Here is a 23,726-nt window from a genome sequence, read left to right as displayed (position 1 = left end):
TCACAGAGCGATGTTAGCGCCCGGGTCGCCGCAGACCGGGAGCACGTCATGCGATTCCAAACCTTCACCGCCGCCGCCGTACTGTTGGGCGCAGCCGTCGCACTGTCCGCCTGCGGACGCAACGAGCAGGCGGCCGCGCCGCCGCCGAAGGCCGCGCCCCAGGGGCAGGTCTGGGCGGCCGGCTCCTCCACGGTCTTCCCCTTCGCCACCCGGGTTGCGGAGACGGTGGCGCGCACCACCGGCGGCGCGCCCGCGAAGGTGGAAAGCCTCGGCACCGGCGGCGGATTCAAGCTGTTCTGCGGCGGCGGCGGAAAGAACTTCCCCGATGTCGCCAACGCCTCGCGCGCCATGAAGAAGTCCGAGTGGGACGCCTGCCAGGCGAACGGCGTCACCGACATCATCGAGATCAAGATCGGCTATGACGGCATCGTCATCGCCAACGCCAAGGCCGCGCCGACCTTCCACATTACGCGCGAGCAGATCTACAAGGCGCTGGCCGCCGACCTGCCGCAGGGCTCGGGCTTCGCGACCAACGCCAACGCGAACTGGAACAACGTCGCGCCGACCCTGCCCAATGAGCGTATCGTCGCCTATGGGCCGCCGCCGACCTCGGGCACCCGCGACGCCTTCGTCGAACTCGCCATGGAGAAGGGCGCCGAGAAGGTGCCGGCCATGGCCGCGCTGAAGAAGAGCGACGAGGACAGCTTCAAGCAGCGCGCCCACACGCTGCGCAAGGACGGAGCCTGGATCGACGCGGGCGAGAACGACAACGTCATCGTCCAGACCCTGGAGAAGACGCCCGGCGCCGTCGGCGTGTTCGGCTACTCCTTCCTCGAGAATAATCTGGACAAGGTGAAGGCCGCCCAGGTGGAGGGTGTCGCTCCGACCCTGGAAACCATCTCCAGCGGGCAATATCCCCTGTCGCGCTCGCTCTACATCTACGTGAAGAAGGCGAACCTCGGCGTCACGCCGGGCCTGAAGGAGTTCGTGAACGCGTTCGTGTCGGAAGCCGCCATCGGGCGCGGCGGCTATCTGCTTCAGCGGGGCCTGATCCCGCTGCCGGCCGCCGAACTCGCCGCCCAGCGTGAGGCGGTCAAGGCCCTGACCCCGATGTCCGCGCCGACCAAGTAGGCGCGCCAGCCGGTTTATGATGAAGGCCCGTCGGACTTCCGGCGGGCCTTTCTGCTGCCTGGCAAGGGGAAGTGACGGCCACGACCGCGCACCTCGGCGGGACGCCCGCCGCGGTCAGGCCGCCGGGCGGCTGACGACGTAGGCGCTGACGCAGGCGAGCACGATCGCCACGCCGCCCACGATCCAGGCGTTGCGCGTGGCGAGGGCGACGACACCCACGCTGGCCGTCATCATGGTCACGGCGAGGATCTTGGCGCGGGTCGGAATGGCGCCTCGTTCTTCCCAGTTGCGGATGAATTCGCCGTACGTCGGGTGCTGGCGCAGACGCTCGGCCCACTCCGGAGATCCGCGCGCGAAAGCCCACACCGCGATCAGCAGAAACACCGTGGTGGGCATCACGGGCAGAGCGACGCCTATGGCGGCCAACCCCAGGGCGATGAGGCCGATGCCGCGATAGATCAGCACCCGCCGCGGCGGAGGTTCGCGGGGCGGCGGCGTGGTCATCGGGTCGGGCTCCGCCGCGCAAGCTGCATCGCCCAAGTGATCGGGGGAAAAGCTCGACGACGCAACGGCGTTGACGCCGCCTCAGATCGCGCAGGCTTCGGCGAGGCGGCGGGGCTGGATAGGTTTGGAGACCACCCTGGCGCCGGGCGAGCCACGAAGCATGTCGGCGTTGGCGGTCACATAGACCACGGGGAGGGAGCCGAGTTCCCCTGTTATGGCGTCCACGGCTTCGAGGCCCGTGCCGCCGATGATCCTGAGGTCAGCTGTGATCAGGTCGGGACGCCGATGGCGGGCGCACGCCAGCGCGCTGGGCGGACTGTCGGCCCAGTCGAACGAGTCGTAGCCGAGGTCGCGCAACAGCTGCTCGATCTCGAGTGCGATCAGCATCTCGTCTTCAATGATCAGAGCATGCATGCAGACCTCCAACCACAGGTGGAATGACGCGCGCACGGCCAAGGTTCCGGGATTCGCCGGCCCAGCCCAACTCCGTAGTTATACGAACCGGCTCGCCGGGCGAGTCCCCGCCGACGTTCAGTGCGACGTCGGAGCGGTCCGCGGCGAGGCGACAAGCACCGCCAGGGTCGCGCTGACGAGCTGTTCCTCGGGCGTGGCGAACAGGGCGGGGCGGCTGCGACGGCGGGCGGCGCGGCGTGACGTCCAGACCGCGATCGGAGCCGCGAACAGAAGCGGCAGCACGACGGGGGCGAAGCACAGCGACAGGTCCGGCCGGAAGCAAAGCCCGGCGAGGAACACAAGGCCGGCGACCATCTGCCACTGCATGGCCTTGAAAGCCACATCCCAGGGTAGTTCCTCGGCGTCCCGCTGTTGCGGCAGCCAGCCGGCGTCGTGGCCCCGGAAGAATTGCATCACCGAGTGGGTGTTGGCCACCATCTGGATCGGCGCCAGGACGGCCGACAGCAGCATCTCCAGGCCCACGCTCTTCAGGATGGAACCGGTCCCACCGAAGGCGCGCCGTTCGCGCGGCCGGGTCAGGACAAGCGCGGCGCCCATGATCTTCGGGCTCACGAGCAGCACGGCCGACAGCACGGTGGTGAGCATGAACGGCGTGAACTCGGGGTTCAGCAGGTACCAGAACGAGTTCCAGTCCACCGGATACTGGAGCTGCATGGCCAGCCCGATGACCAGCGCCGCGAACCACAGCGGCGAGGCCAGATAGCTGAGGCAGCCGAAGAAGAGCTGCAGCCGGCTGATCGGATGGAGGCCTTGGGCGTCCAGCAGGTTGAGGTGCTGCAGGTTGCCCTGGCACCAGCGCTGGTCCCGGCGCATGAAGTCGAAGATCGTCGGCGGGGTCTGTTCGCAGCTGCCGTCCAGCGCGGCGGTCAGATGCACCGCCCAGCCGGCGCGACGGAGCAGGGCCCCCTCGACGACGTCGTGGCTGAGGATGTGCCCGCCGAACGGCTTGGCGCCCGGCAGGATGGGCAGGCCCGACGCTTCGGCGAACGCGCGCACCCGCACGATGGCGTTGTGGCCCCAGTAGCTGGACTCCGCGCCTGTCCACCAGGCGAGCCCGGCGGCGGCGACGCGGCCGTACATCTGCACGCCGAACTGCGAAAGCCGGGCGAACAGCGTCTGCGCGCCGACGATGGCCGGCGTCGTCTGGATGAGCCCCACGCCTGGATTACGTTCCATCGCGTCGACCAGGCGCAGGACGGTCTCGCCCGCCATCGTGCTGTCGGCGTCCAGGACGATCATGCACTCGTAGGCGGCGCCGTAGCGGCGGACCCAATCGGCGACGTTGCCGGCCTTGCGCTCGGTGTTTTCGGCGCGACGGCGCAGATAGACGTTGCAGTGGGCGTGGCTGCGCAGGGCGACGTAGGCCATCCGCTCCTCGGCGGCGATGTCCTCGCGGCGCGAGTCGCTGAGCACGAAGATGTCGAAGGCGTCGGCGACGCCGAGGCGGCCGAGCGCCCCGTCGAGCTGGCTCAGGCGCGCGAGCGCGGCATGCGCGTCTTCGTGGTAGAGCGGCATCAGCAGCGCCGTCCGGGTCCGTGGCGCGCTGGGATGCGGCGAGAAGGCGAGGTCATCCTGCTCGCGGCCCGTCGCCAGGACGTAGAGACCGGCGATGGCGTTGCAGAACCACACGCACATCGCCGAGCCCAGCAGCACGAAGACCGCGAACCCGAGGGCCTCGAGCGGCTGCCAGCCTTTGCGGGCGTACAGGACGAACGGCCCCCACAGCAGGAGGGCGGTGAGGATCAGCGCGCCGCCGAACAGGACGGCGCGGCGCTGGTTGATGTTCACGGGCGATGTGGCCGGAGCGGGCGCGAGTTCCGCGGGTTCGGCGCGGCCCAACGGCTGGCGGGGCATCGCCAGCGGAGACTCGTCCGGCATCCACGGCGCGCCCGGCGTTTCTTCCGGACGCCATGGCGCGACGGGCTGGAAGAGACTGGCAACGCTGTTCATGTACCGCTCGCCCCCGAAACTGCACCCGGCGGCGCGATCCTCGCGGACTGCGCCGACCTAGCCTCGGCTAGATTCGACACTCTTCAATCACGGACTCGTGATGAAAGCCAGTCTAACGAGAGCGTGATCGCACTTTAGGCGCGATTTGCCTCAGGCGGCGGCGGTCTGGGCCGTCGAGGCGGTCTTCAGCCGGCGATCGAGCAGCCATGCCGCGACGGCGACCCAGCCCACGAGGATCACGGCGTAGGTGCGTTCCCACCAGCCCACGTTGGCGTCGTTGACCAGACCCGGCATCACCAGATGCTTGGTGATCACCGTCAGCAGGCCCATGGCGACGAAGGCGGCGCCCAGGAACCACTTGAGCCCCGGCATGTCGCGTTCCGAACGGAGCGACCACAAGAGCAGCAGTGGGGCGAGCTGGATTCCAAGCGCAAGATTGATCGCCAGGTGCCGAGGGTCGGGCCACGGGTAGATGGCTGCGGCCATGAGGCCGTAGCCGGCGAGCAGGAAGACGATGGCCACCAAGGCCCCCGCATAGCGGGCTCCCGTCAGCCGCTGGATCGCGAGACCAAAGCCGATACCAGCGAGGCCGGCCATGAGCCCGGCGGCGAGGACGCCCAGGTTGAAGATCAGCGGCTGCGGCGCGGTCGCGCCGCCCAGCTCGCTCAGGTACTGCCGGGCGTGGTTGAAGCCGGGGTAGGCCAGGGTCGCGGCGAGCACCGCCGAGGCCGCGAAGATCGGGGCCGCGATCCCCACCTTCAGCAGCGCCTGCCCCGCGTCCGCGCGCCGAGCCGCGCCGTCGAGCGGTTTGAGACCCCACAGAGGACGCATGACCGGAATGCGGCGGACGAGTTCATAGACGAGCAGGCTGCCGCCGAACGTGACGCTCGTCAGGATCAGCGCTTCCGCCACAGCGGGCAGGCCGGCCGGTTTCAGCAGGAAGACCGCGGCGACCAGGATCGTCTGATGGGCGAGGTAGCAGGGGAAGATGCCGTCGTTGAGGTAGCGCAGGACCGGCGGATTGACATGGCGCAGGTAGCGGCTGCCGAAGCCCAGGATGGCGGCGATCGTCATCCACTGGGCGACGCCGAACACCGCGTTGCGCGGCACATCGAAGAAGGCGCCGCCGCCCGGATGCCACGCCTGGATCATCACCAGAGACAGGCTGCAGACCGACAGCGCCAGGAACGGCCGTCGGCGCAGCTCGAGTTCGCGCCAGATCGCCTCGCGGTTCACGACCAGGAACCCGAAAGCGAAGGCGCCCAGGGACAGCGCGTGATTGTACCAATCCAGCGAGAGCTTGTTGGTCACCCCGAAGAATGGGAACAGCGCCAGGCGAATGACGACCAGATAGGCCGCGGGAACCCACAGGACGCGCCAGCCGGAGAGGGCGCGCTCCAGCGCATCGCCCGCACGCTCCATCAGATCGGGGCGCGCCATCAGCGGCAGGATCGCCAGCGTGTAGGCGGTAAGATAGACGAGGAACCAGAGATGGTTGACCGGCACGCCATTGGCGAGGCCGGCTGGGCTGAACTCGCTGGCCATCCAGGGGAGCAGGCCTGCCTCCCAGTAGCCCTTGTCGACCGCCTCGATCCAGGACTGCAGCGGAACCAGCGCGACGATGCCGAACAGCAGGGGCGGCATCAGGCGCGCGAGCCGGCCGGAGGCGACCTCCGCCGTCGTGCGCCGCCCGGCCATGAGGCGCAGCGCCGAACCGGCGACCAGGAACAGCAGGGTCAGCCGCCAGGGGCCGGTCAGCAGGATCGCCTCGCGGATCCACTCGAACCGATGGACGCTGCGGATGTGCCAGTCGTAGGGCGCGTAGACGAGCGCCACATGGAAGAGGATCAGCAGGCCGAAGGCGCCGACGCGGATCCAGTCCAGGTCTGCGCGCCGCACCCGCGCAGGCGCATTCACGTCCGCGGAGCGCACGTCGCGCTCCGGGGCGGTGATCGCAGCTGGAACCGGCGCTGTGGCTGTCAGACTCATGGCTACTCCCGACACCGCGGCAGGAACCTCATCACGCGTTCGTGTGCAACGGGAAACCGAAGGAAGGGCCGGTTGCAGGCCAATGGGCCGCGGCTGGTCCAGGCAGCTGCCGCGGCCGGAGCGGGCGCCTCAGATCCGGTCACGAGCGCGCCCCGGCGCCCGCGCCATGGGCGCCCGGAAGGGGCCTTGCCCGATCCGACGCGTTGAGGGCTGCGCGGATGCCGCGCGGGCGGCATGTCGGAGGCGTCGCCGACGTTGGTCATTGCGGAGCGCGCCGACGACTGCGGAGGCCGCCGCCCAGGCTCCCTATCCAAGGCGGCGGCCTCCTTGCTCTCCTAAGTAGCGGTACGGAAGCGCGGAGCGCCGCCGTTCGAGGCATGATCGGCCGACCTCACGGGAGAAGAGCCATGCCGCGCCCGCTGCAAATCCTGATCGCTGCTTCGGTCCTGCTGTCCGGCTGCGCCTCCACCGGCCCGACGCCGGTCGCCGTGAGCGACCCCGCGGTCGACCGCGGTCAGGCGTTCGCCGCGCGGCGCTGCGGCGGCTGCCATGCGATCGGGCTCGACGCGAGCCCGGCGGCCAGCGGTCCGCCTTTCTGGAAGCTGCAGCGGCGCTACAATCCGCTGTCGCTGCAGAAGCGTTTTGCGGAGGTGTCCGAGCACGGTTCGGGCGAGATGCCGCCGATCGAGATCAGCCGCGCCGAGGCGGAAGACCTCATCGCCTATTTCCGGACGCTGGACCGCTAGATCACGCCCGCAGCGGCGAGCTTCTCCAGGGCGGCGTCGTCAAGGCCGAGCCGGCCGCCGAGCACTTCGGCGTTGTGCTCGCCCACCGTCTGCGGGGCCATCGCGCGCACGCCGCCCGGCGTCTTCGAAAACTTGGGGAACGCGCCCTGCATCTTCAGGCCCGGCCAGCGGGGGTGATCGGTCATCTCGACGATGGCCTCGCGCGCGGCGAAGTGCGGGTCGTCCAGCATGTCGGCGGGGCCGTAGATGCGGCCGGCGGGGACCCCGTGCTCCAGCATCAGCGCCTCGAGCTGGTCGACCGTCAGGGTCCGTGTCCAGTCGGCGATCAACTCGTCGAGCTCGGTCTGCCGCTCCCCCCGGGCTGCATGGGTGGCGTAACGCGCGTCGTCGGCCAGCTCCGGCCGTCCCATCGCTTCGCAAAGCCGCCGGAAGACGCCGTCTCCGTTGGCGCCGATCAGGTACTCGCCGTCCCGGCAGGGATAGACGTTGGACGGCGCGATGCCGGGCAGGATGGCGCCGCTGCGCTTCCGGGCATGACCCGTGGCGACGTACTCGGGGATCAGGCCCTCCATGACCTGCAGGACCGACTCATAGAGCGCGCAGTCGACCACCTGGCCCTTGCCGGTGGCGTCGCGGGCCCTGAGCGCCGCGAGCGCGCCCATGGCGCCATAGGTGGCGCACAGCGAATCCCCGATCGAGACGCCCATGCGCGACGGCGGCCGGTCGGGTTCGCCCACGATGGCCCGCCAGCCGCCCATCGCCTCGCCGATGCCGCCGAAACCGGCCCGCTGGGCATAGGGTCCGCTCTGGCCGTAGCCGGACATGCGGACGACAATCAGGCCGGGGTTCGTCTCCTGCAGCCGCTCCGGCCCCAGACCCCAGCCTTCCATCGTGCCGGGCCGGAAGTTCTCGACGAAGATGTCGGCCGTGGCGATCAGCCTGCGTGCGAGGTCCTGCCCCTCGGGCTTGCGCAGGTTCAGCGACACCGACTTCTTGTTGCGGGCGATCACCTCCCACCAGACCGGCGCGCCCTGGCCCCACTGGCGCATGGGATCGCCGGCGCCCGGCGGCTCGAGCTTGATCACCGTCGCGCCCATGTCGCCCAAAAGCTGGCCGCAGAAGGGGCCGGCGATGAGCTGCCCGGCTTCCACGACGACGAGGCCCTCCAGCGGGCCGGTCTTGCCGGTGAAGTCGGAAAGCTGGGTCATGTGCGCTCCTTGCCTGGGCGGAACGTGGCGGCGGATGGAAAGCGTCAACTAAACTGACAACTTTGGCCGCGCAACAGGCCTCGTCCTCATTGCATATCGTGCCCGTGCGCGACATGCTTAGATTTCAAATGATTGATGCGGACGCATACGCACGGGAGGATGAGGAGGCGCAGCCGCCGCTTCTTTTCGCGCCCTATCGCTCCACCGCCTTGCGGGCGCCGAAGATGCCCCCGGTGCGGATTCCGCAGACGTTGACCGAAACCACCGGGCCCGGCGAAGCCTGGACGGCGGCGGGCGGACCAGCCGCCGCCGACCTGACCCGCCAGCATGCCGGCGAGCCTCTGGGCCAGCGTATCATCATGGCCGGGCGCGTGCTGGACGAAGCCGGCCGGCCGCAGCCGCGGACGCTGATCGAGGTCTGGCAGGCCAACGCCGCCGGCCGTTACGCCCACGCTCGCGATCAGTGGGACGCGCCGCTCGATCCGAACTTCACCGGCGCCGGCCGCCTCGTCACCGACGACGAGGGCCGTTATCGGCTGACGACCATCCGCCCCGGCGCCTATCCGTGGGGCAACCACGACAATGCCTGGCGTCAGGCGCACATCCATTTCTCTCTGTTCGGACCAGCGTTCGCCACACGGCTCGTGACGCAATGCTACTTCGAGGGTGATCCGCTGATCGCCATCGATCCCATCGCGGCCTCGGTCCCCGAAGCGGCGCGCGAGCGGTTGACCGCCCGCTTCGACCTGGGCCTCACCCAGCCGAGCTTCGCCCTGGGCTATCTCTTCGACATCGTCCTGCGGGGCCCCGCCGCCACGCCGATGGAGGACCCGGCATGAAGCTGAGCCAGACCCCGTCGCAGACCGTGGGGCCGTTCTTCCACTACGCCCTGCCGTGGCCCGGCTGCGCCGACGTCGCCGGCGGGGGCGCCGAGCCGATCGGCGGTCGTCTGGACCTGGTCCCCGAAGACCACCGGCAGTTCGCGCCGCAGCCGTGCGCCGCGGCGGCGGGCGAGGTCATCGAGCTGATCGGGCGCGTCGTCGACGGCGCTGGCGAGCCCACGCCTGACGTCCTGATCGAGACTTGGCAAGCCGATCCTGAAGGCCGCTACGACGCGCCGGGGTTCCAGGGGCTGGGGCGGGCGGCGACGGCGGACGACGGGAGCTTCCGCCTTCGACTTGTGAAGCCCGGCCGTACGCCGGGCCCAGGCAACAGCCTGCAGGCGTCCCACCTGGCCGTGGGCGTGCTGGGCCGCGGCCTGCTCAAGCGGCTGGTGACGCGCGTCTATTTCGAGGGCGACGAAGGCCTGGACGAGGATCCGGTGCTGGCGCTTGTTCCGCCAGAGCGGCGCGCCACCCTTATCGCGCGCGCCGAAGGACCGGGGCGCTTCCGTTTCGACATCGTCCTGCAGGGGCAGGACGAGACGGTGTTCTTCGAGTTCTGACGGCGATGGTCTCCCGCATCCGCGAGCTGGCCGCCGGCACGGCCGAGATGCTGGAGATCTTCGGCGACGCGGCGCTGGTCCGGCACGCGTTGGCCTTCGAGGTCGCGCTCGCCCGCGCCCAGGCTGGCGTCGGCCTGATCGCCGAAGAGGAGGCCGCCGCGGTCGTAGGAGCCTGCGCGGCGCCGCTCGACATCGATGCGCTGGCCGAACAGGCGGCGCATGCGGGGACCTTCGCCATCCCGCTCGTCGCCGAACTGAAGGCCCGGGGCGCCGCCAGGGTCCACCTCGGCGCGACCAGCCAGGACGTTGCCGACACGGTGCTGATGCTCCAGGCGAGGGAAGGCCTCGCCGCACTCGAACGCGACCTCGGCCGGAGCGAGGATGCTCTCGCCAAGCTGGCGCGTCGCCACGCCCGGACGCCGATGTTGGCCCGCACCCTGCTGCAATCGGCGCTTCCAACCACCTTCGGGTTGAAGGCGGCCCAGTGGAGGCGGCTGCTTGTGGACGCCCGGGCACGGTTACGGCGCGAGGCGGACCTGGCCCTGCGGCTGCAGCTCGGCGGGCCCGCCGGGACGCTGACGGGCATGGATGGCCGGGCCACGGAGGTCGTTGCAGCCGTCGCCGCCGAGCTCGGCCTCGCGGTTCCGCAGGCGCCGTGGCACGGCCGGCGCGACACCATGGCGGGCCTGGGCGCAGGCCTAGCCATCGTGGTGGGAGCCCTGGGCAAGATCGCGACCGACATCGCCCTCATGAGCCAGGCGGAGGTTGCGGAGGCCTTCGAACCGCAGCTGGCCGGCCGGGGCGGCTCCTCGGCCATGGCGCACAAGCGGAACCCGACGGGCTGCCAGGTGGCCCGCTCGGCCGCGGTGCGCACGCCGCATCTGGCGGCGACGCTGCTGGCCGCGATCGCAGGCGAGCACGAGCGCGCTCTGGGCGCGTGGCAGGCGGAAGCGCCGGTGCTCGCCGATCTGTTCGTGGTCGCCCATGGCGCGGCGGCCGCGATGGCGCAGGTGCTGGAAGGCCTGGAGATCGATGTTGAGGCCATGCGCCGGAACCTCGAGGCCGCCGCCGTCGGCAGCGACCTGGGCGAAGCGGAGGCGCTGGTGGAGCGCGCGCTCCGGGACGACCTCGCATGAAGCGGATCGTCGCGTCAGACGGCTGCGCGCTGGCGGTGCGGGTGGAGGGGCGGGAAGCGGCGCCCGCCGTGCTGCTGCTCCATTCCATCGGCTGCGACCATCGGCTGTGGGACTCCCAGGCGGCAGCGCTGATCGCCCGCCGCTACCGGGTGATCCGGCCGGACATCCGGGGGCACGGCGCCTCGCACGCGCCGGCCGGCGACTACACGCTGGACCGGCTGGCGCAGGACGCGCTCGAGGTCCTGGACGCGCTGCGCGTCGGCGCCGTCCATGTGGTCGGCCTGTCCCTCGGCGGCGTCATCGCCCAGCGCCTGGCGCAGGCGGCGCCCGAGCGGGTGATCTCCTTGACCCTGGCCAACACCTTGCCGCGGATCGGCGATGCGGAGGGGTGGCGGACCCGCGCCGCAAAGGTGCGCGCCGAAGGGTTGGCGGCGATTGCGGACATGGCGATGGCCCGGTTCTTCTCGCCCGGCTTCTGCATCTGCGCGCCCGGTGTGGTCGCGGCGGCGCATGCGACGCTCGTCGCCGCCGACCCGGAGGGCTACGCCGGCTGCTGTGCGGCCCTGCGCGATGCCGACCTCACCGACGCTAGGCCCACGGCGCCCACACTGGTCGTCGCGGGCGCCCGGGACGTCTCGACCACCGCCGAGGCCATGGGGGCGTTCGCCCTGACCCTGCCGAACGCCCGCTTCGTGGAGCTGGACGCCGGCCACCTTTCGAACCTCGAGCAGCCGGGCGCCTTCAACGCCGCGCTCCTCGCGCACTTGGAGGCGCACGATGGATGAGGCTGAACGCCACCGCCTCGGAATGGAAGCCCGCCGCAAGGTGCTGGGCGACGCCTACGTGGATCGTGCGCAAGCCGGCGCCACGCCGTTCACCGCGGATTTTCAGGACCTGATCACGCGTTACGCCTGGGGCGAGATCTGGACCCGGCCCGGACTCGATCACCAGACGCGGCGCCTGATCACCATCGGCATGATGGTGGCGCTGGGGCGCGAGCAGGAGCTGCGCCTGCACATCGAGGCCGCCCTCGACGGCGGCGTGACGCCCGACACGATCAAGGAAGTGCTGCTGCAGAGCGCCGTCTATTGCGGCGTGCCGGCGGCCAACGCCGCGTTCCACGCCGCCGCCGACATCCTGGCCAAGCGCGCCTGAGGGAGAGCCCATGGACAGCCTGCCCGTCGAACATCTGTGCGACGTCGACATCCGCCTGGAGGAGGGCCACCCGCTGGTCTTCGGCCGTTCGCCCTGGCGGAACCGCCGGCTCAGCGTGATCTCGGGCGGCGTCGTGTCAGGCCCACGGCTCTCCGGCGAGGTGCTTCCGGGCGGCGGCGACTGGTCGGAGGGCGGGGCTGACGAGAACGGGGACGCGCTGACGCTGGTTGACGTGCGCTCGGCGTGGCGAACTGAAGACGGGGCGCTGATCCACGTGACCTACCAGGGGCGGCTCGTGATCCCCGCCGCCGTGATTGAGGATTTCCGCGATCCGGCCCGGGTCGAGGCGCTCTCGACCGACCGGTACTACTTCCGCATTCAGCCGCTCTTCGAGACCGCTGACGCCCGTTACGGCTGGCTCAACCGGACGGTGGCCGTTGGGCTCGGCCACCGCACGGGAGCGGGCGTGCGCTACCGGATCTACGGCCTGCGCTAGGACCGCCTAGAGCCTTGCCCGGGCCCAGTCGGCCACCAGCGAGGCCGCAGCGTTCCGCACCTCCGGGCTGTCCTCGAAGTAGTGGGCGCCGGGGATGAGCTCGAGGGTCTTGTCCTTCGAGCCCAGGAAGCTGTGGATGTCGCGGGCGTCTTGCGGGAAGACGCCGGTGTCGGCCGTGCCCTGCACCACCAGCGCCGGCTGGGTGAACTTCTCCAGGTGCGGACGACCCTGGCACTTGGACGTCTCGAGGCTCCACATCGACAGCCAGGTCTTGATGTTGTTGGCCCGGCCGATCGAGGGCGTCTTGTTCGCCACTGCGGGGTGGCCGCGGTAGCACATGGGGGTCGCCCGATCGGACGGGTCGATGGTGCCGTCCATCATCCGCAGGTCGCCCCAGCAGCGGAACATGGGGAACAGGCGGTCGGGGATGCCGGCCTCGTTGAGCCGCTTCAGCTCGGCCTTGGCCCAGTCGGTGATCCGCTGGTTCCGTGCACGCTGCGCCGCCCGGTACTTGGCGATGAATTCCTGGGAGTAGGGCGGCTTGTTGGCCTCGCTGAACGGATCCAGTTCGGGGTCGGTGGCGATGGGATCGAATTCGTCGACGACCGAGGCGTCCATCCAGTCGGTAAGCACTTCGGGGCGGCCCTGGTGGGCGTTCAACGAGACGTAGAGATCGGCCTTTGGCAAGTTCTGGTACTGCTCCTGCGCCGCTCCGGTGAGCAGATTGGCCATGGTCGGCGCGATCGCCTCGCCCTGGTAGGCGCCCATCAGTGAGCCGCCGCCGGAATTGCCCAGGATGATGATGGTCTCGACGCCGGCCTGCTCGCGCAGCCAGCGCATGCCGACGCTGATGTCGAGGATGGCGTGCTCCAGCAGGAACTGGTCCTCGAAGCCGCGATAGCGGGTGTTCCAGCCCAGGAAGCCGAAGCCGCGGGTGGCGAGGTAGGGCGCGATGTAGTGCTCGGAAAAGTCGACGTTATAGTGGGTGGCGATGAAGGCCGCCTTCGGCTTCTGGCCCTTGGGAGTCCAGTAGATGCCCTGGCAGGGATGGCCGCCGGCCTGGATCCGGGGCGCGGTCGGAGATGGGAACCCCAGGAACTGGGTGTCCACCTTCGCCAGCAGTTCGCTCAAGCCTTCCATCGACGCATCCCCTCATCTTATAGTTCGGTATCTAAGCAATAATGGTGGGAGGCCCTGATGCAAGGCCTGATGCAGGACATTCCGCTCACGCTCGATCGGCTCATCGACCATGCCGCCCGCTGGCATGGCGACCGCGAGATCGTCAGCCGCGACGGACAGGGCCGGATTTCCCGCACCACCTACGCGCAAGTCCACGCTCGCGCCAAGCGGGTCTCGAACGCCTTGAAGGCGGCCGGCATCGCGCCTGGCGACCGCGTCGGCACGCTCGGCTGGAACGGCTACCGCCATTTCGAGGCCTGGTACGGGACGATCGGCATCGGGGCGGTGCTGCACACGCTGAACCCGCGGCTGTTCCCCGAGCAGATCGCCTATGTCGCCAATCACGCCGAGGATCGCCTGCTGCTGGCCGATCCGGCCTGCCGTCCGCTTGTGGAGCAACTGCTCCCGCAGTGCCCGAGCATCGAGCGCGTCATCTATCTGGACGAGGAGTTCGACGCCTGGATCGCGCCGCACTCCACCGAGTGCCGCTGGGGCGGCTTCGACGAGCGGACAGCGGCGGGCCTCTGCTACACCTCGGGCACGACGGGCAATCCGAAGGGCGTGCTCTACGGCCACCGGTCGAACTACCTGCATGCCTTGATGACGCTGCAGACGGATGCGCTGGCGCTGTCGGCGCGCGACACCGTGCTGCTGGTGGTCCCGATGTACCACGCCAACGCCTGGGGCGTGATCTACTCGGCGCCAGCGGTCGGCGCGAAGCTGGTGATGCCGGGGCAGCGGATGGACGGCGCCTCCATCCACGAGCTGATCGAGACCGAGGGCGTGACCTATTCCGCGGCCGTGCCCACCGTCTGGCAGATGCTGCTCACCCACCTGAAGGAGACGGGCGGCAAGCTCACCACGCTGCAGCGGGTCACCATCGGCGGGTCGGCCGTGCCGGAGAGCCTGATCCGGACCTTCCATGACCACTATGGCGTCGAGGTGATCCAGGGCTGGGGCATGACCGAGACCTCGCCCCTGGCGACCATCTCCGTGGCCGATGCGAAGGTGGGCGAGCTGAGCTTCGAGGACCAGGTGCCCTACAAGCTGAAGCAGGGCCGCCTGCTCTGCGGCCTGGACCTCAAGCTCGCCGATGACGCTGGCCGCACCCTGCCGCACGACGGCAAGACCTTCGGCCGGTTGATGATCAAGGGGCCGACCATCGCGTCCGGCTACTTCAAGGGCGAGGGCGGGCAGGTGCTGGACGAAGAAGGCTTCTTCGACACCGGCGACGTCTCGACCATCGATCCCGACGGCTACATGCAGATCACCGACCGCGCGAAGGACGTCATCAAGTCCGGCGGCGAATGGATCAGCTCCATCGACGTCGAGAACGTCGCCGTGGGGCATCCCCAGGCCGAGCTCTGCGCGGTCATCGGCGTCTCGCATCCGAAGTGGGACGAGCGGCCGATCCTGCTGGTCAAGCTGAAGCCGGGGGCGACCTGCACCAAGGACGACGTGCTGCGGTTCCTCGACGGCAAGATCGCCAAGTGGTGGATGCCCGACGACGTGCTGTTCGTCGACGACATCCCGCTCGGCGCGACGGGCAAGATCGACAAGAAGCTGATCCGCCAGCGCTTAACCGACTACAAGCTGCCGTTCGGCGAGCCGGTCCGCTAGGCCTTCAGCCGTTCGGCGAGGAAGATCACCCGCTTCACCATGATGGGCAGGAGCTGCTTGGGCATAGCCTCGGTCAGCTCCGGTCCGTCGAAGGCCTTGTCGGCGAACGGCACCAGCACCTGCTCGGTGGCGACGATGGTCTGGACCGTAGCCAGGATCTGACGGAGGGCCAGCAGTCCGCGAAGGCCGCCGAACGGACTGATCGAGGCCGACATCAGGCCGGCGACCTTGCCGCGGAAGGCGGGCAGGGCGACGAGACTCTCGCCCTCCCGTGGCCGTGACGCCCAGTCGATGGCGTTCTTCAGCACGCCCGACACCGAGCCGTTGTACTCAGGAGAGGCGATCAGGAGGCCGTCGGCGTCGATGAAGTGCTGGCGCAGACGGTCGGCGACCTCTGGGAAGGCCTGCGCCTCCAGGTCGCCGTCGTACAGCGGCAGATGCAGGTCGCGGAGGCTGATGCTGGTGACCTCGGCCCCCTCGCCGCGGGCGATCTCCACGGCGACGTCGAGCAGGCGCTGGTTGAACGATCCGCTGCGGGTGCTTCCGGCCAGGGCCAGCAGTTTCGGCATGTGTCGCTCCAGGGACCGCTATCGCTTAGCTATCTATGCAATCCCGTTGGGGCAGCCAAGCTCAGACGGGCGCATCGAGGGGCGTATCATCGCCTTCCGGCGCGAGGTTCCGGCCGACGTGCTGCAGCAGGCGGCGCAGGGTGGCGACCTCATCGTCGTTCAGGCCCTGCAGGGCGATCTCGTTCACCTCGGCCACGCATGGCGCCAGGGTGGACTGCAACGCCCTGGCCTCGGACGTGAGGTAGACGTGCGTCTTGCGACGATCCTCGACGCTCTGGCGGCGGACGACGAAGCCGCTTCGCTCGAGGCTCTTGAGCGCGGTGACGGTCGTGGGCTCGCGCATGCCGACGCGGCGCGACAGCTCGCGCTGGGTCAGGCCGTCCTCTCGCCAGAGCACGCGCAGGAAGCGCCACTGCCCGGCGGTGACGCCGTGCGGCAGGGTCCGCTTCTCCAAGGCGCGCGAAAAGCTGCGGAAAGCGATGCGGGTGAGGTAGCCGATGCTGTTGTTCGGATCGGCGTAGAAGTCCGTCGGACGGCCTTTGCTCATGCCCGTTCCTTCGCATCCAAACCGACTTCTCGCAACGGGAGGTGGCGCTTAGGCATCGCTGAACCAGTCGGCGAGCAGGCGGGCGGTGGTCGCGGGCTTCTCGAGCGTCGTGAGGTGGCCGCAGTCCTCGACGACCTCCAGCCGCGCGCCGGGGATGCCGCCGGCGATCTCGGTCGCGTGCTGTTCGGTGGTGATCCCGTCCTGCCGCCCCCACAGGACGAGAGTCGGGCAGCGGATCGCGGTCAGGCCGGGGCGGCTGTCGGCGCGGGCCATGATCGCCCGCTGCTGCGTCAGGAAGGTCTCGGCGCCCGTAGCCTCGGCCATGCGACGAACCACGCCCAGCAGTGGCCGGTCCTCCCGGCGGGCCGGATGGACGAGGATGGGGATCCGCTCTTCGACGACATCGGCGTAACGGCCGCTCTCGACGAGCCGGATGTAGCCCATGCGTCGCTCGGTTTGGGCCGGGCCGTCGTTGGGCGCGAGGGTGGACAGCAGCGCAAGCCGGCGCACCCGCTCCGGCGCGCGGCGCAGCACTTCGAACGCCACGAAGCCGCCCATGGCCTGCCCGACGAGGTCGAACTCGGCCGGCGCCGCGGCGAGCAGGCGTTCGGCCATGCCGCCGATCGTGTCGTCGTGGGCGTGGTCGGCAAGCACCACGTCATGGCGCTGGCGCAGGGCGGGCAGGCTGTCGCCCCAGGCGTCGTGCGTCAGGAGCTGGCCGGTGACGAGGACGACGGTCATCAAACCACCTGGTTCTTCAGCGGCCGGCCGTCGCGCAGCCGCCGGCAGTTCTCGAACGCGGCGTCCAGACTGCGTGAGAGCGTTTCCGGTGTGAGCCAGGCCATGTGCGGCGCGACCACCACGTTCGGCAGGGCGAAGAGCGGGTCGGCCGGATCGACGGGTTCCCGGGCGAAGACGTCGAGGCCCGCGCCGCCGAGGCGGCCGGACGCCAGCGCGCGATGCAACGCGGCCTGGTCGACCAGCTCGCCGCGCGCGGTGTTGATGAGGATCGCGCCGGGCTTCATCCGCCCGAGCGCCTCAGCGCCGATGATCCCGCGGGTCACGTCGGTCAGCGGCGCATGCAGCGAGAGGATGTCGGACGTCGTGATCAGCTCGTCGAGGGACACCGCGCGGCCCTGCGCGTCGGGCTTCGGGGCGCGTGCCGTGTAGATCACCTCGGCGCCAAGCGCCTTGAACACCGGGGCCAGCCGCGCGGGAACGCCGCCGTAGCCGAGGAAGCCCACCGTGCGGCCGGCGATCTCGCCGGTTGCGTCGATGACGGCGAGGTCCGGTCGCCAGCCTTCGCCGGCCCGCGTGAGCGCGTCGAAGTAGTTGATCCGTCGCAGGACGGCGAACAGCAGCGCCAGCGTCATTTCCGCGACGGCCTGGCTGTTGGTCCCGGGCATGTTGGAGACCGCGATCCCCCGGGCGCGGGCGGCCTCCAGGTCGATGGTGTTCACGCCGACGCCCAGCTTCTGGATCAGCTTGAGGCCGGGCGCCTGGTCCATCATCGCCGCGGTCACGGGCTTCAGCACGTGGAGCAGCACCTGAGCGTCGGCGATCTCGCGCGCGAAGCCGGCCTCGTCCGTTTCGTCGACCGACGCCCAGTCGAAGCCGTCCGCAGCGGCGCGGCGCTCCAGCTCGGCGATGAACCCGGGGCTCGCCCGGTACTGCAGGACCGCCTTCATCGATGGGAAGCGGCCACGGAGGCGGGCAGGGCGTCAAGGCCCGCGAAGACCGCCTCGGCGCCCATCTGCTCCTCGATCCGCAGCAGCTCGTTCCACTTGGCCATCCGCTCGGAACGGGTGAACGAGCCCACCTTGAGCTGGCCGGCGTCCCAGCCGACGGACAGGTGCGAGATGCTGACGTCCTCGGTCTCGCCCGAGCGGGCCGAGACGATGGCGCTCCAGCCGAGCTCGCGCGCGGCCTCCAGGGCGGCCTTCGCGCTTGTGACGGTTCCCGCCTGGTTCACCTTCACCAGGACGGCGTTGCAGGCGCCCTCGGCGGCGGCGCGGCGCACCCGCGCGGCGTTGGTCACGAGGAAATCGTCGCCGATGAGCTGCACGGTCCTGCCGAACCGTTCGGTGGCGAGCGCCATGCCGGCCATGTCGTCCTGGCTGACGGGATCCTCGATGGACAGGATCGGATACCGCGCCGTCCACCCGGCGACGCGCTCAACGATCTGCTCCGAGGTGAGTTCTGCGCCGTCCAGCGGCAGGCGATACCCGTCGCCATGGGAGAGCTCGTTGGCCGCGACGTCCAGCGAGATGAAGACCTCTTCGCCAGCCTTGTGGCCGCTACGATCGATGGCCTGCGCCAGCGTCTCGAGCGCTTCCTCGTTGGACGCGAACAGCGGCCACCAGCCGCCCTCGTCGGCCACGCCGGCCAGGCGCCCGGTCTCCTCCATGATCGCTCCTGCCGCGCGATAGACGTCGGCGGTGATCTCGAAGGCGCGACGAACGGTGGGCGCGCGCGGGCACATGACCATGAAGTCCTGCACGTCGGTCCGACGGCCGGCATGGGCGCCGCCGCCGAAGATCTGCACCTCGGGCAAAGGCACGCGGACCTTCCGGCCGCCCGCAAGGTAGCGCCACAGCGGCAGGCCCTCGGCGGCGGCGGCGGCGTGGATCGCGGCGAGCGAGACGGCGACGGCGGCGTTGGCCCCGAGCTTCGAGAAGGCCGGCGTGCCGTCGAGTTCCTCCAGCACCGCGTCGAGGCCGGTCTGGTCCCGCACGTCCCGGCCCCTCAACGCCGAGGCGATCGGGCCGTTCACCGCTGCGGTCGCCTTGCCGACGCCGAAGCCGCCGAAGGCTTCGCCGCCGTCACGCAGATCGATCGCCTCGTGCGCGCCGCGTGACGCCCCGGCCGGCGCCATGGCGCGACCGACCGCGCCGCCCGCGAGCTCGATCTCGGCCTCGACCGTCGGACGGCCGCGGCTGTCCCAAAGCTGGCGGCCGCGGACGGTGGTGATCTCGTACTTCATCGGGCTCCCAGCCTCTCGAACAGCGCGCGCCGCACGTCGGCGAACCGCGCAACGTCTCTGGTTAGGACGCCGGTCGCGACGTCCCGGACCAGCGTCTTGTCGGCGTCGGCCGTCAGGTATTCGACAGGCGACTTGCCGTCGATCCGCGCCAGCAGCAGCGCGGCGAGCAACGGGGCGGCGCGCCTTTCCAGCGCCTCGGCCGGCTCCCATGTCGTTCCGGAGAGGTAGGCCTGGACCAGGGCGTCGAAGGCGTCGCCGCATGCCTTCGCGTGCGCGGGTTTCCAGACAGCCTTCAGAAGCAGGTGATTGGCGCAGAACGCGATGTCGAAGGCCGGGTCGCCATACCAGGCGCACTCGGCGTCGAGCAGCACCGGGCCCGCGGGCCCGACGAGGATGTTCTTGGGGCTGACGTCGCCATGGACCAGGGCGAGGCGGGCGGTCCGCGTGGTCTCGGCGATGGCCTCGATGCGTCCCGCAAGCAACGGGTGCGCCTTGGCCGTATGGGCGAGGTAGGGCTCCAGCCGCAGCGCCTCGAACATGTCTGTCGTGTCGAACCGCGCGGCGATCTCGTCGCGTCCGGCGGTCGCGCCGTGGATCCGCGCGAGCCCTCCGCCGACCGCCTGCGCGACCGTCGGATCCACCCGGCCCGCGGCGAGCTCCGCCTTCCATACCGGGTGATGCGCCGGCTCGAACCAGCTCATCGCGAAGATGTGCCGCGCCGCATCTTCGGCCAGCACCGAAGGCACGATCAGGCCGCCGAGGTCGGCGGCGGCGCGCAGGTAGTTGGCTTCGTTGGCGGAGCGCTCGACCGGCGCCCGCCAGTCGGCGGCGACGCGCAGCTTGTCGAGCGCCGCCTTCACGCAGATCGGCCCGGTCCGCAGGTCGACGCGGAACACGTCGCTGGACACGCCGCCGGTCAGCGACGTGATCGCGGGCGCCTCGTCGCGCGCCGCCAGGCCGCTGGCCTTCAGCCAGCCGAGGATTTCAGCCGTCGCCCCCATCCCGGGGCGTCAGAAGGTCTGCCGGAAGACCGCCACGTGAGCGCTGTCGATGTACTCGTCGAGCCGCGCGATCTTGCCGTCGCGAAGCTTCACGATGATGGCGGCCGGCAGGCTGACCCGCTTGCCGTCCTTGCGGGTGCCGCGGAGCACGTGCTGCTGCACGAAGCCGTCGGCGAACACCTCCAGGCGACGGTTGTCGTACAGGCGGTCGCTGATGCGGCCGACCATGCCCTTCAGGGTCTCGACGTTCTGCTCGCGCGTCTGGATGAGGTCGTCGAAGTTGTGCCAGATCTCGACGTCCGGCGTGTAGCTGCTCTTCACGGTCTCGACGTCGCCCTGTTCGATGGCGTCGAAGAAGCGCTTGGCGAAGGCGCGGATCGCGGCCTCATCCATCCCTGGTCTCCCGATGTCGTTGGTCGTCCGCTCTATTCGGCGGGCTGCAGCTTGCGGCGCTTGGCCAGGGGCGTGATCACGCTTTCGTCGCGCACGCCGTCGGCGCGCATGGGCGCATGGGCCACGTCGTCTTCGGTGAACGGCTTGCCGACCCACGAGGCGAACTCGAGGCAAACACCGTCCGGATCGAAGAAATAGACCGAGCGCACGAAAACGTCGTCGGTCAGGTCCGGGGTGGAGCCCGTCGGCGAGTTGTCGTGATTGAGGATCTGGGAGACCGCGATCCCCTTGTCCTTCAGCTTCTGGACGTACTCGTCGAATTTCTCTTCCGGGACGTCGAAGGCGATGTGGTTCATCGAGCCGTGGGCGCTGACGAACGAACCCTGGGTCGGCAGGGCGCTCGGCGAGGCATGGCCGGGCTGCGCCGGCGGGGCGTCCTTGAACCAGAAGAAGGCCAGGCTGTCGCCGTTGCCGATGTCGAAGAAGAAGTGCTGCCCCAGGTCGCGCGGCAGGTCGATGGTCTTCGTCAGCGGCATGCCCAGGATGTCCCGGTAGAACTTCACCGTCTCGGCCATGTCCTTGCAGACGAGGGCGAGGTGGTTGACGCCCCGGATTTCGAACTCGGTGTTCTGCGCCTTAGCCATGGTTTTCCTCCGGATCTCGTCGTCTGCGCGACGTGGCTGGGGTCCCTGAAGGAACAATACCGGCCTCTCGCCCGCCGCGCAGCGGCAAATGGGTTCTGATCGATAAGAAATCTAAGGATTAGAGCCGAAACGTCAATCTAGTTGATGTTAATGCCGATCACAGTTCCGCGACATCACCGCCTCGCGCCGCTCAGGAAGTCGGTGGCGGCGAAGCCTTCGGGCGCGGCGACCTCGACGATCGGGTCCTCACGGTTGTCGAACTCCATCCGCAGGGCGCGGGTGATCACCGCGTGCATGGAATAGAGCGTGGTGATGTAGGTGAACTCGAAGATCTCCTCGTCGCCCCAGAAGGTGCGCAGCTTCTCGAAGACTTCCAGGGGCGTGCGGCCATCGCCCAGCGTGAGGCAGTCGGCGTAGGCGAGGACGGCGCGCTCCTTCTCGTCGTACACGTCCGAGACCGTCCAGTGCGGGATGGCGGCGATCTTCTCCTCGGGCGCGCCCAAGGCCCGCATGGCCTTGCAATGCTGGGAGAAGACGAACTGGCTGCCCTTCACCCAGCCAGCGCGCGTCTGGCCGAGCTCGCGCAGGATCGGGTCGATCTTCCTGCTGGGATGCCGATAGACGGCGAAACCATCGACTGCGTGCTGGAAGATGTCGGGCGCCAGCGCATAGACCGTCCACCAGTCGCCGGGCGTCCCGGTGGCGGTGCCGGGCTCGGCGACGGGGTCGCGGCCGGGTCCGAACAGGCGGTCGTAGTAGGCGTGGACCACCTCGGCGGTGACTTCCGAGCGCGGGACCTGGCGGACGACGGGCATGGGTTTGGGTTCCTTGGAGTTCGGATGATCAGGAGGCGACGCCGGCGGTAAGCCGCTTGGCGCCGTTCGCGGCCACCAGGCCGTCCAGGTCGTCGCCGGCGTAGCTGGGGTCGGCGGACTCGCCGAAGGCGGAAAGCAGGTCGGCGAACTGCGCCTCGGCCAGGGGTTTCCACTCGGGGTGAGTGAAGATGTAGAACTCGTCGGCCTCGATGGCGCGGACCACCCGCTCGCCGATCTTGTCCGGAGACATGCCCGAGGCCAGCACGGAGCCCATGTTCTGCGCGGTCTGCGCTGCCTGACCTTGCTCCGAGGCGCCGGGACGCAGCTTCTGCGTCGTCTCGACGATCCGGGTGGCCGACATCCCGGGGCAGAGGACGGAAAGGCCCACATTGGTGTCGGCGAGCTCGTTGCGGAGGCCGAGCGCGATGCCCAGCGTCGCGAACTTCGAGGAGATGTAGGCGACGGAGATCGGCGGCGGGACGATGCCCACCATGGACGAGGTGATGGCCACATGCGCGGGCTTGCCGCTGGTCTTCATCGCGCCGAGGAAGGTGCGGCAGGCGTAGAGGTGCGCATGGGCGTTGACGGCGTAGGCCCAGCGCCAAACGTCGGTGTCGTAGGTCTCGAAGGCGCCTGACCCACCGCCGACGCCGGCGTTGCTGAACAGGATGCGGACGTCGCCGAACTTCGCCGCGGCCTCGCCGGCGTCGGCCCATTCGGCCTCCTCGGCGACATTCAGGCGAACCGCGATGGCGTCGGCGCCCTCGGCTCGAAGGTCCTTGGCGGCGGCTTCGACCCGCTCGGCGTCGAGGTCGGCCAGGATCAGCCGAGCGCCCCGGCGGGCGAGCGCGCGAGCGGTGGCGAGGCCGATGCCGCTGGCGCCGCCCGTGATGAAGGCGGTCTCGCCGGTGATCTCTTTCATCGTCCGGTCTCCTCCAGGACGTTACGGGTGTCCGTGTCCGCCGCCTCGGACGGGCTAGACCTCGACGCCGGCGCTCTTGAGCATGTTCTCGCCGAACAGGTTGGACCACTGCTCCGGGGTCAGCACGGGCCGGGCGCTGGAGAGGTTGGCCGCGTTCTTCACCTCGGTGCCGCGCTGGACGGCGGGCCGCTCGGCGATGGCTTCGAACCAGCGGTGCACGTTCGGCCACTCGGCGACCTCCAGGCCGATGGCGCGGATCGCCCGCGTCCAGGGCCAGGTGGAGACGTCGGCGACGGAGTACGCCTCGCCCGCCAGGTACTCGGCCTCGCCCAGCCGGCGGTCCAGAACGGCCAGCATGCGGCGCGTCTCGTTCATGTACCGCTGGACGGGATAGTCCTGGCCCTCGGGCGCGTAGCGGACGAAGTGGTGCGCCTGGCCCTGCATCGGACCGAAGCCGGCCATCTGCCACATCAGCCACTGGATCGCGCGCGAGCGACCGCGAGGGTCCTTCGGCATCAGCGCGCCGTCGGCCTTGTCCGACAGGTAGAGCAGGATCGCGCCCGACTCGAAGACGCAGAACGGCTCGCCGCCTCCGATCGGATCGTGGTCCTCGATGCCCGGAAGCCGGCCGTTCGGATTGATGCGCCGGAACCCGGGCTTGAGGTGGTCGCCCGCCAGCATGTCGTAGGGGATCAGCCTATAGGGGAGGCCGATCTCCTCCAGCATGATGCTGACCTTGTTCCCGTTCGGCGTGGGAACGAAGTGGACGTCGATCATGCCCGCCTCCGGGAAACGCAGGCGGCGCGCTCCCCGCCGGGGG

The 23,726-nt window shown here is 69.8% G+C and carries 26 protein-coding genes; 9 read left to right on the top strand and 17 right to left on the bottom strand.

The features are described from left to right. Window positions 1-48 precede the first annotated feature (48 nt). Window positions 49-1,131, top strand: a complete 1,083-nt coding sequence (locus ACO2Q0_RS04320; RefSeq protein WP_423350243.1) for a substrate-binding domain-containing protein — start codon at window positions 49-51, stop codon at window positions 1,129-1,131. A gap of 114 nt (window positions 1,132-1,245) precedes the next feature. On the opposite strand, the gene ACO2Q0_RS04315 is transcribed toward ACO2Q0_RS04320, so the two are convergent. From ACO2Q0_RS04315 to ACO2Q0_RS04300, 4 genes are all read right to left on the bottom strand, one after another. Next, window positions 1,246-1,635 carry a YbaN family protein gene (locus ACO2Q0_RS04315; RefSeq protein ID WP_423350242.1) on the bottom strand — a complete coding sequence of 130 codons (390 nt, stop codon included), beginning with the start codon at window positions 1,633-1,635 and terminating at the stop codon, window positions 1,246-1,248. Window positions 1,636-1,716: 81 nt separating this feature from the next. Further along, on the bottom strand, window positions 1,717-2,049 hold the full coding sequence (locus ACO2Q0_RS04310) for a response regulator (protein WP_423350241.1): 333 nt from the start codon (window positions 2,047-2,049) through the stop codon (window positions 1,717-1,719). A gap of 117 nt (window positions 2,050-2,166) precedes the next feature. Beyond that, window positions 2,167-4,059, bottom strand: a complete 1,893-nt coding sequence (gene mdoH, locus ACO2Q0_RS04305; RefSeq protein ID WP_423350240.1) for a glucans biosynthesis glucosyltransferase MdoH — start codon at window positions 4,057-4,059, stop codon at window positions 2,167-2,169. 150 nt (window positions 4,060-4,209) lie between these two features. After that, window positions 4,210-6,048 (bottom strand): acyltransferase family protein, encoded by a 1,839-nt coding sequence (locus ACO2Q0_RS04300; protein WP_423350239.1) that lies wholly within the window; start codon window positions 6,046-6,048, stop codon window positions 4,210-4,212. Between the two features lie 407 nt (window positions 6,049-6,455). On the opposite strand from ACO2Q0_RS04300, the gene ACO2Q0_RS04295 reads away from it, so the two are divergent. Beyond that, window positions 6,456-6,794, top strand: coding sequence for a c-type cytochrome (locus ACO2Q0_RS04295; RefSeq protein ID WP_423350238.1), 339 nt, complete (start codon window positions 6,456-6,458; stop codon window positions 6,792-6,794). On the opposite strand, the gene ACO2Q0_RS04290 is transcribed toward ACO2Q0_RS04295, so the two are convergent. After that, complete coding sequence (locus ACO2Q0_RS04290; protein ID WP_423350237.1) at window positions 6,791-8,002, bottom strand: CaiB/BaiF CoA transferase family protein; 1,212 nt, start codon at window positions 8,000-8,002, stop codon at window positions 6,791-6,793. The genes ACO2Q0_RS04295 and ACO2Q0_RS04290 overlap by 4 nt on opposite strands. A 113-nt stretch (window positions 8,003-8,115) precedes the next feature. Between ACO2Q0_RS04290 and pcaH the strand changes: the two genes are divergently transcribed. From pcaH to ACO2Q0_RS04260, 6 genes are read left to right on the top strand one after another with little or no spacing between them, the layout of a single operon-like run. After that, window positions 8,116-8,841, top strand: a complete 726-nt coding sequence (gene pcaH, locus ACO2Q0_RS04285) for a protocatechuate 3,4-dioxygenase subunit beta (RefSeq protein WP_423350236.1) — start codon at window positions 8,116-8,118, stop codon at window positions 8,839-8,841. Then, entirely contained in the window at window positions 8,838-9,446 is a 609-nt protein-coding gene (gene pcaG, locus ACO2Q0_RS04280; RefSeq protein WP_423350235.1) for a protocatechuate 3,4-dioxygenase subunit alpha, read from the top strand. Before pcaH ends, pcaG begins: the two co-directional genes overlap by 4 nt. 5 nt (window positions 9,447-9,451) lie before the next feature. Continuing rightward, complete coding sequence (pcaB, locus tag ACO2Q0_RS04275) at window positions 9,452-10,582, top strand: 3-carboxy-cis,cis-muconate cycloisomerase (protein WP_423350234.1); 1,131 nt, start codon at window positions 9,452-9,454, stop codon at window positions 10,580-10,582. Continuing rightward, window positions 10,579-11,367, top strand: coding sequence for a 3-oxoadipate enol-lactonase (gene pcaD / locus ACO2Q0_RS04270; protein ID WP_423350233.1), 789 nt, complete (start codon window positions 10,579-10,581; stop codon window positions 11,365-11,367). Before pcaB ends, pcaD begins: the two co-directional genes overlap by 4 nt. Continuing rightward, a complete protein-coding gene (gene pcaC, locus ACO2Q0_RS04265; protein WP_423350232.1) occupies window positions 11,360-11,737 on the top strand; it encodes a 4-carboxymuconolactone decarboxylase in 378 nt (125 codons plus the stop codon). The genes pcaD and pcaC overlap by 8 nt, the downstream gene beginning before the upstream one ends. A 10-nt stretch (window positions 11,738-11,747) precedes the next feature. After that, complete coding sequence (locus ACO2Q0_RS04260) at window positions 11,748-12,233, top strand: DUF3237 domain-containing protein (protein WP_423350231.1); 486 nt, start codon at window positions 11,748-11,750, stop codon at window positions 12,231-12,233. 6 nt (window positions 12,234-12,239) lie between these two features. Here ACO2Q0_RS04260 and ACO2Q0_RS04255 read toward each other — a convergent pair whose 3' ends face one another. Then, the gene (locus tag ACO2Q0_RS04255) at window positions 12,240-13,373 is read right to left on the bottom strand and encodes a hypothetical protein (RefSeq protein WP_423350230.1); all 1,134 of its coding nucleotides are present in this window, start codon (window positions 13,371-13,373) and stop codon (window positions 12,240-12,242) included. A 57-nt stretch (window positions 13,374-13,430) separates the two neighbouring features. Here ACO2Q0_RS04255 and ACO2Q0_RS04250 point away from each other — a divergent pair, with 57 nt between their 5' ends. Continuing rightward, entirely contained in the window at window positions 13,431-15,032 is a 1,602-nt protein-coding gene (locus ACO2Q0_RS04250; protein WP_423350229.1) for a long-chain-fatty-acid--CoA ligase, read from the top strand. Here the strand turns inward: ACO2Q0_RS04250 and ACO2Q0_RS04245 are convergent. The 11 genes from ACO2Q0_RS04245 to ACO2Q0_RS04195 all read right to left on the bottom strand — a co-directional run bounded on the left by ACO2Q0_RS04245 (window position 15,029) and on the right by ACO2Q0_RS04195 (window position 23,683). After that, window positions 15,029-15,601 (bottom strand): NADPH-dependent FMN reductase, encoded by a 573-nt coding sequence (locus ACO2Q0_RS04245; RefSeq protein ID WP_423350228.1) that lies wholly within the window; start codon window positions 15,599-15,601, stop codon window positions 15,029-15,031. The genes ACO2Q0_RS04250 and ACO2Q0_RS04245 overlap by 4 nt on opposite strands. 61 nt (window positions 15,602-15,662) lie before the next feature. Continuing rightward, a complete protein-coding gene (locus tag ACO2Q0_RS04240; protein ID WP_423350227.1) occupies window positions 15,663-16,148 on the bottom strand; it encodes a MarR family winged helix-turn-helix transcriptional regulator in 486 nt (161 codons plus the stop codon). A gap of 48 nt (window positions 16,149-16,196) precedes the next feature. After that, on the bottom strand, window positions 16,197-16,889 hold the full coding sequence (locus ACO2Q0_RS04235) for an alpha/beta fold hydrolase (protein ID WP_423350226.1): 693 nt from the start codon (window positions 16,887-16,889) through the stop codon (window positions 16,197-16,199). Then, complete coding sequence (locus ACO2Q0_RS04230) at window positions 16,889-17,836, bottom strand: 2-hydroxyacid dehydrogenase (RefSeq protein WP_423350225.1); 948 nt, start codon at window positions 17,834-17,836, stop codon at window positions 16,889-16,891. The genes ACO2Q0_RS04235 and ACO2Q0_RS04230 overlap by 1 nt, the downstream gene beginning before the upstream one ends. Next, complete coding sequence (eno, locus tag ACO2Q0_RS04225) at window positions 17,833-19,131, bottom strand: phosphopyruvate hydratase (RefSeq protein ID WP_423350224.1); 1,299 nt, start codon at window positions 19,129-19,131, stop codon at window positions 17,833-17,835. The genes ACO2Q0_RS04230 and eno overlap by 4 nt, the downstream gene beginning before the upstream one ends. Continuing rightward, window positions 19,128-20,132: a phosphotransferase gene (locus ACO2Q0_RS04220; protein WP_423350223.1), complete on the bottom strand. Its 1,005-nt coding sequence runs from the start codon at window positions 20,130-20,132 to the stop codon at window positions 19,128-19,130. Before ACO2Q0_RS04220 ends, eno begins: the two co-directional genes overlap by 4 nt. Before the next feature lie 9 nt (window positions 20,133-20,141). Continuing rightward, a complete protein-coding gene (locus ACO2Q0_RS04215; RefSeq protein ID WP_423350222.1) occupies window positions 20,142-20,525 on the bottom strand; it encodes a nuclear transport factor 2 family protein in 384 nt (127 codons plus the stop codon). Between the two features lie 32 nt (window positions 20,526-20,557). Further along, the gene (locus ACO2Q0_RS04210) at window positions 20,558-21,169 is read right to left on the bottom strand and encodes a VOC family protein (protein WP_423350221.1); all 612 of its coding nucleotides are present in this window, start codon (window positions 21,167-21,169) and stop codon (window positions 20,558-20,560) included. 173 nt (window positions 21,170-21,342) lie between these two features. Continuing rightward, entirely contained in the window at window positions 21,343-21,984 is a 642-nt protein-coding gene (locus ACO2Q0_RS04205) for a carboxymuconolactone decarboxylase family protein (RefSeq protein ID WP_423350220.1), read from the bottom strand. A 28-nt stretch (window positions 21,985-22,012) separates the two neighbouring features. Then, complete coding sequence (locus ACO2Q0_RS04200) at window positions 22,013-22,906, bottom strand: SDR family NAD(P)-dependent oxidoreductase (protein WP_423350219.1); 894 nt, start codon at window positions 22,904-22,906, stop codon at window positions 22,013-22,015. A gap of 54 nt (window positions 22,907-22,960) precedes the next feature. Continuing rightward, window positions 22,961-23,683 (bottom strand): glutathione S-transferase family protein, encoded by a 723-nt coding sequence (locus ACO2Q0_RS04195; protein ID WP_423350218.1) that lies wholly within the window; start codon window positions 23,681-23,683, stop codon window positions 22,961-22,963. Window positions 23,684-23,726 lie beyond the last annotated feature (43 nt).

The organism is Phenylobacterium sp. VNQ135, assembly GCF_049445735.1.
In the GTDB taxonomy this organism is placed as follows: domain Bacteria; phylum Pseudomonadota; class Alphaproteobacteria; order Caulobacterales; family Caulobacteraceae; genus Phenylobacterium.
This window is presented reverse-complemented; position numbering and strand designations above follow the sequence as displayed.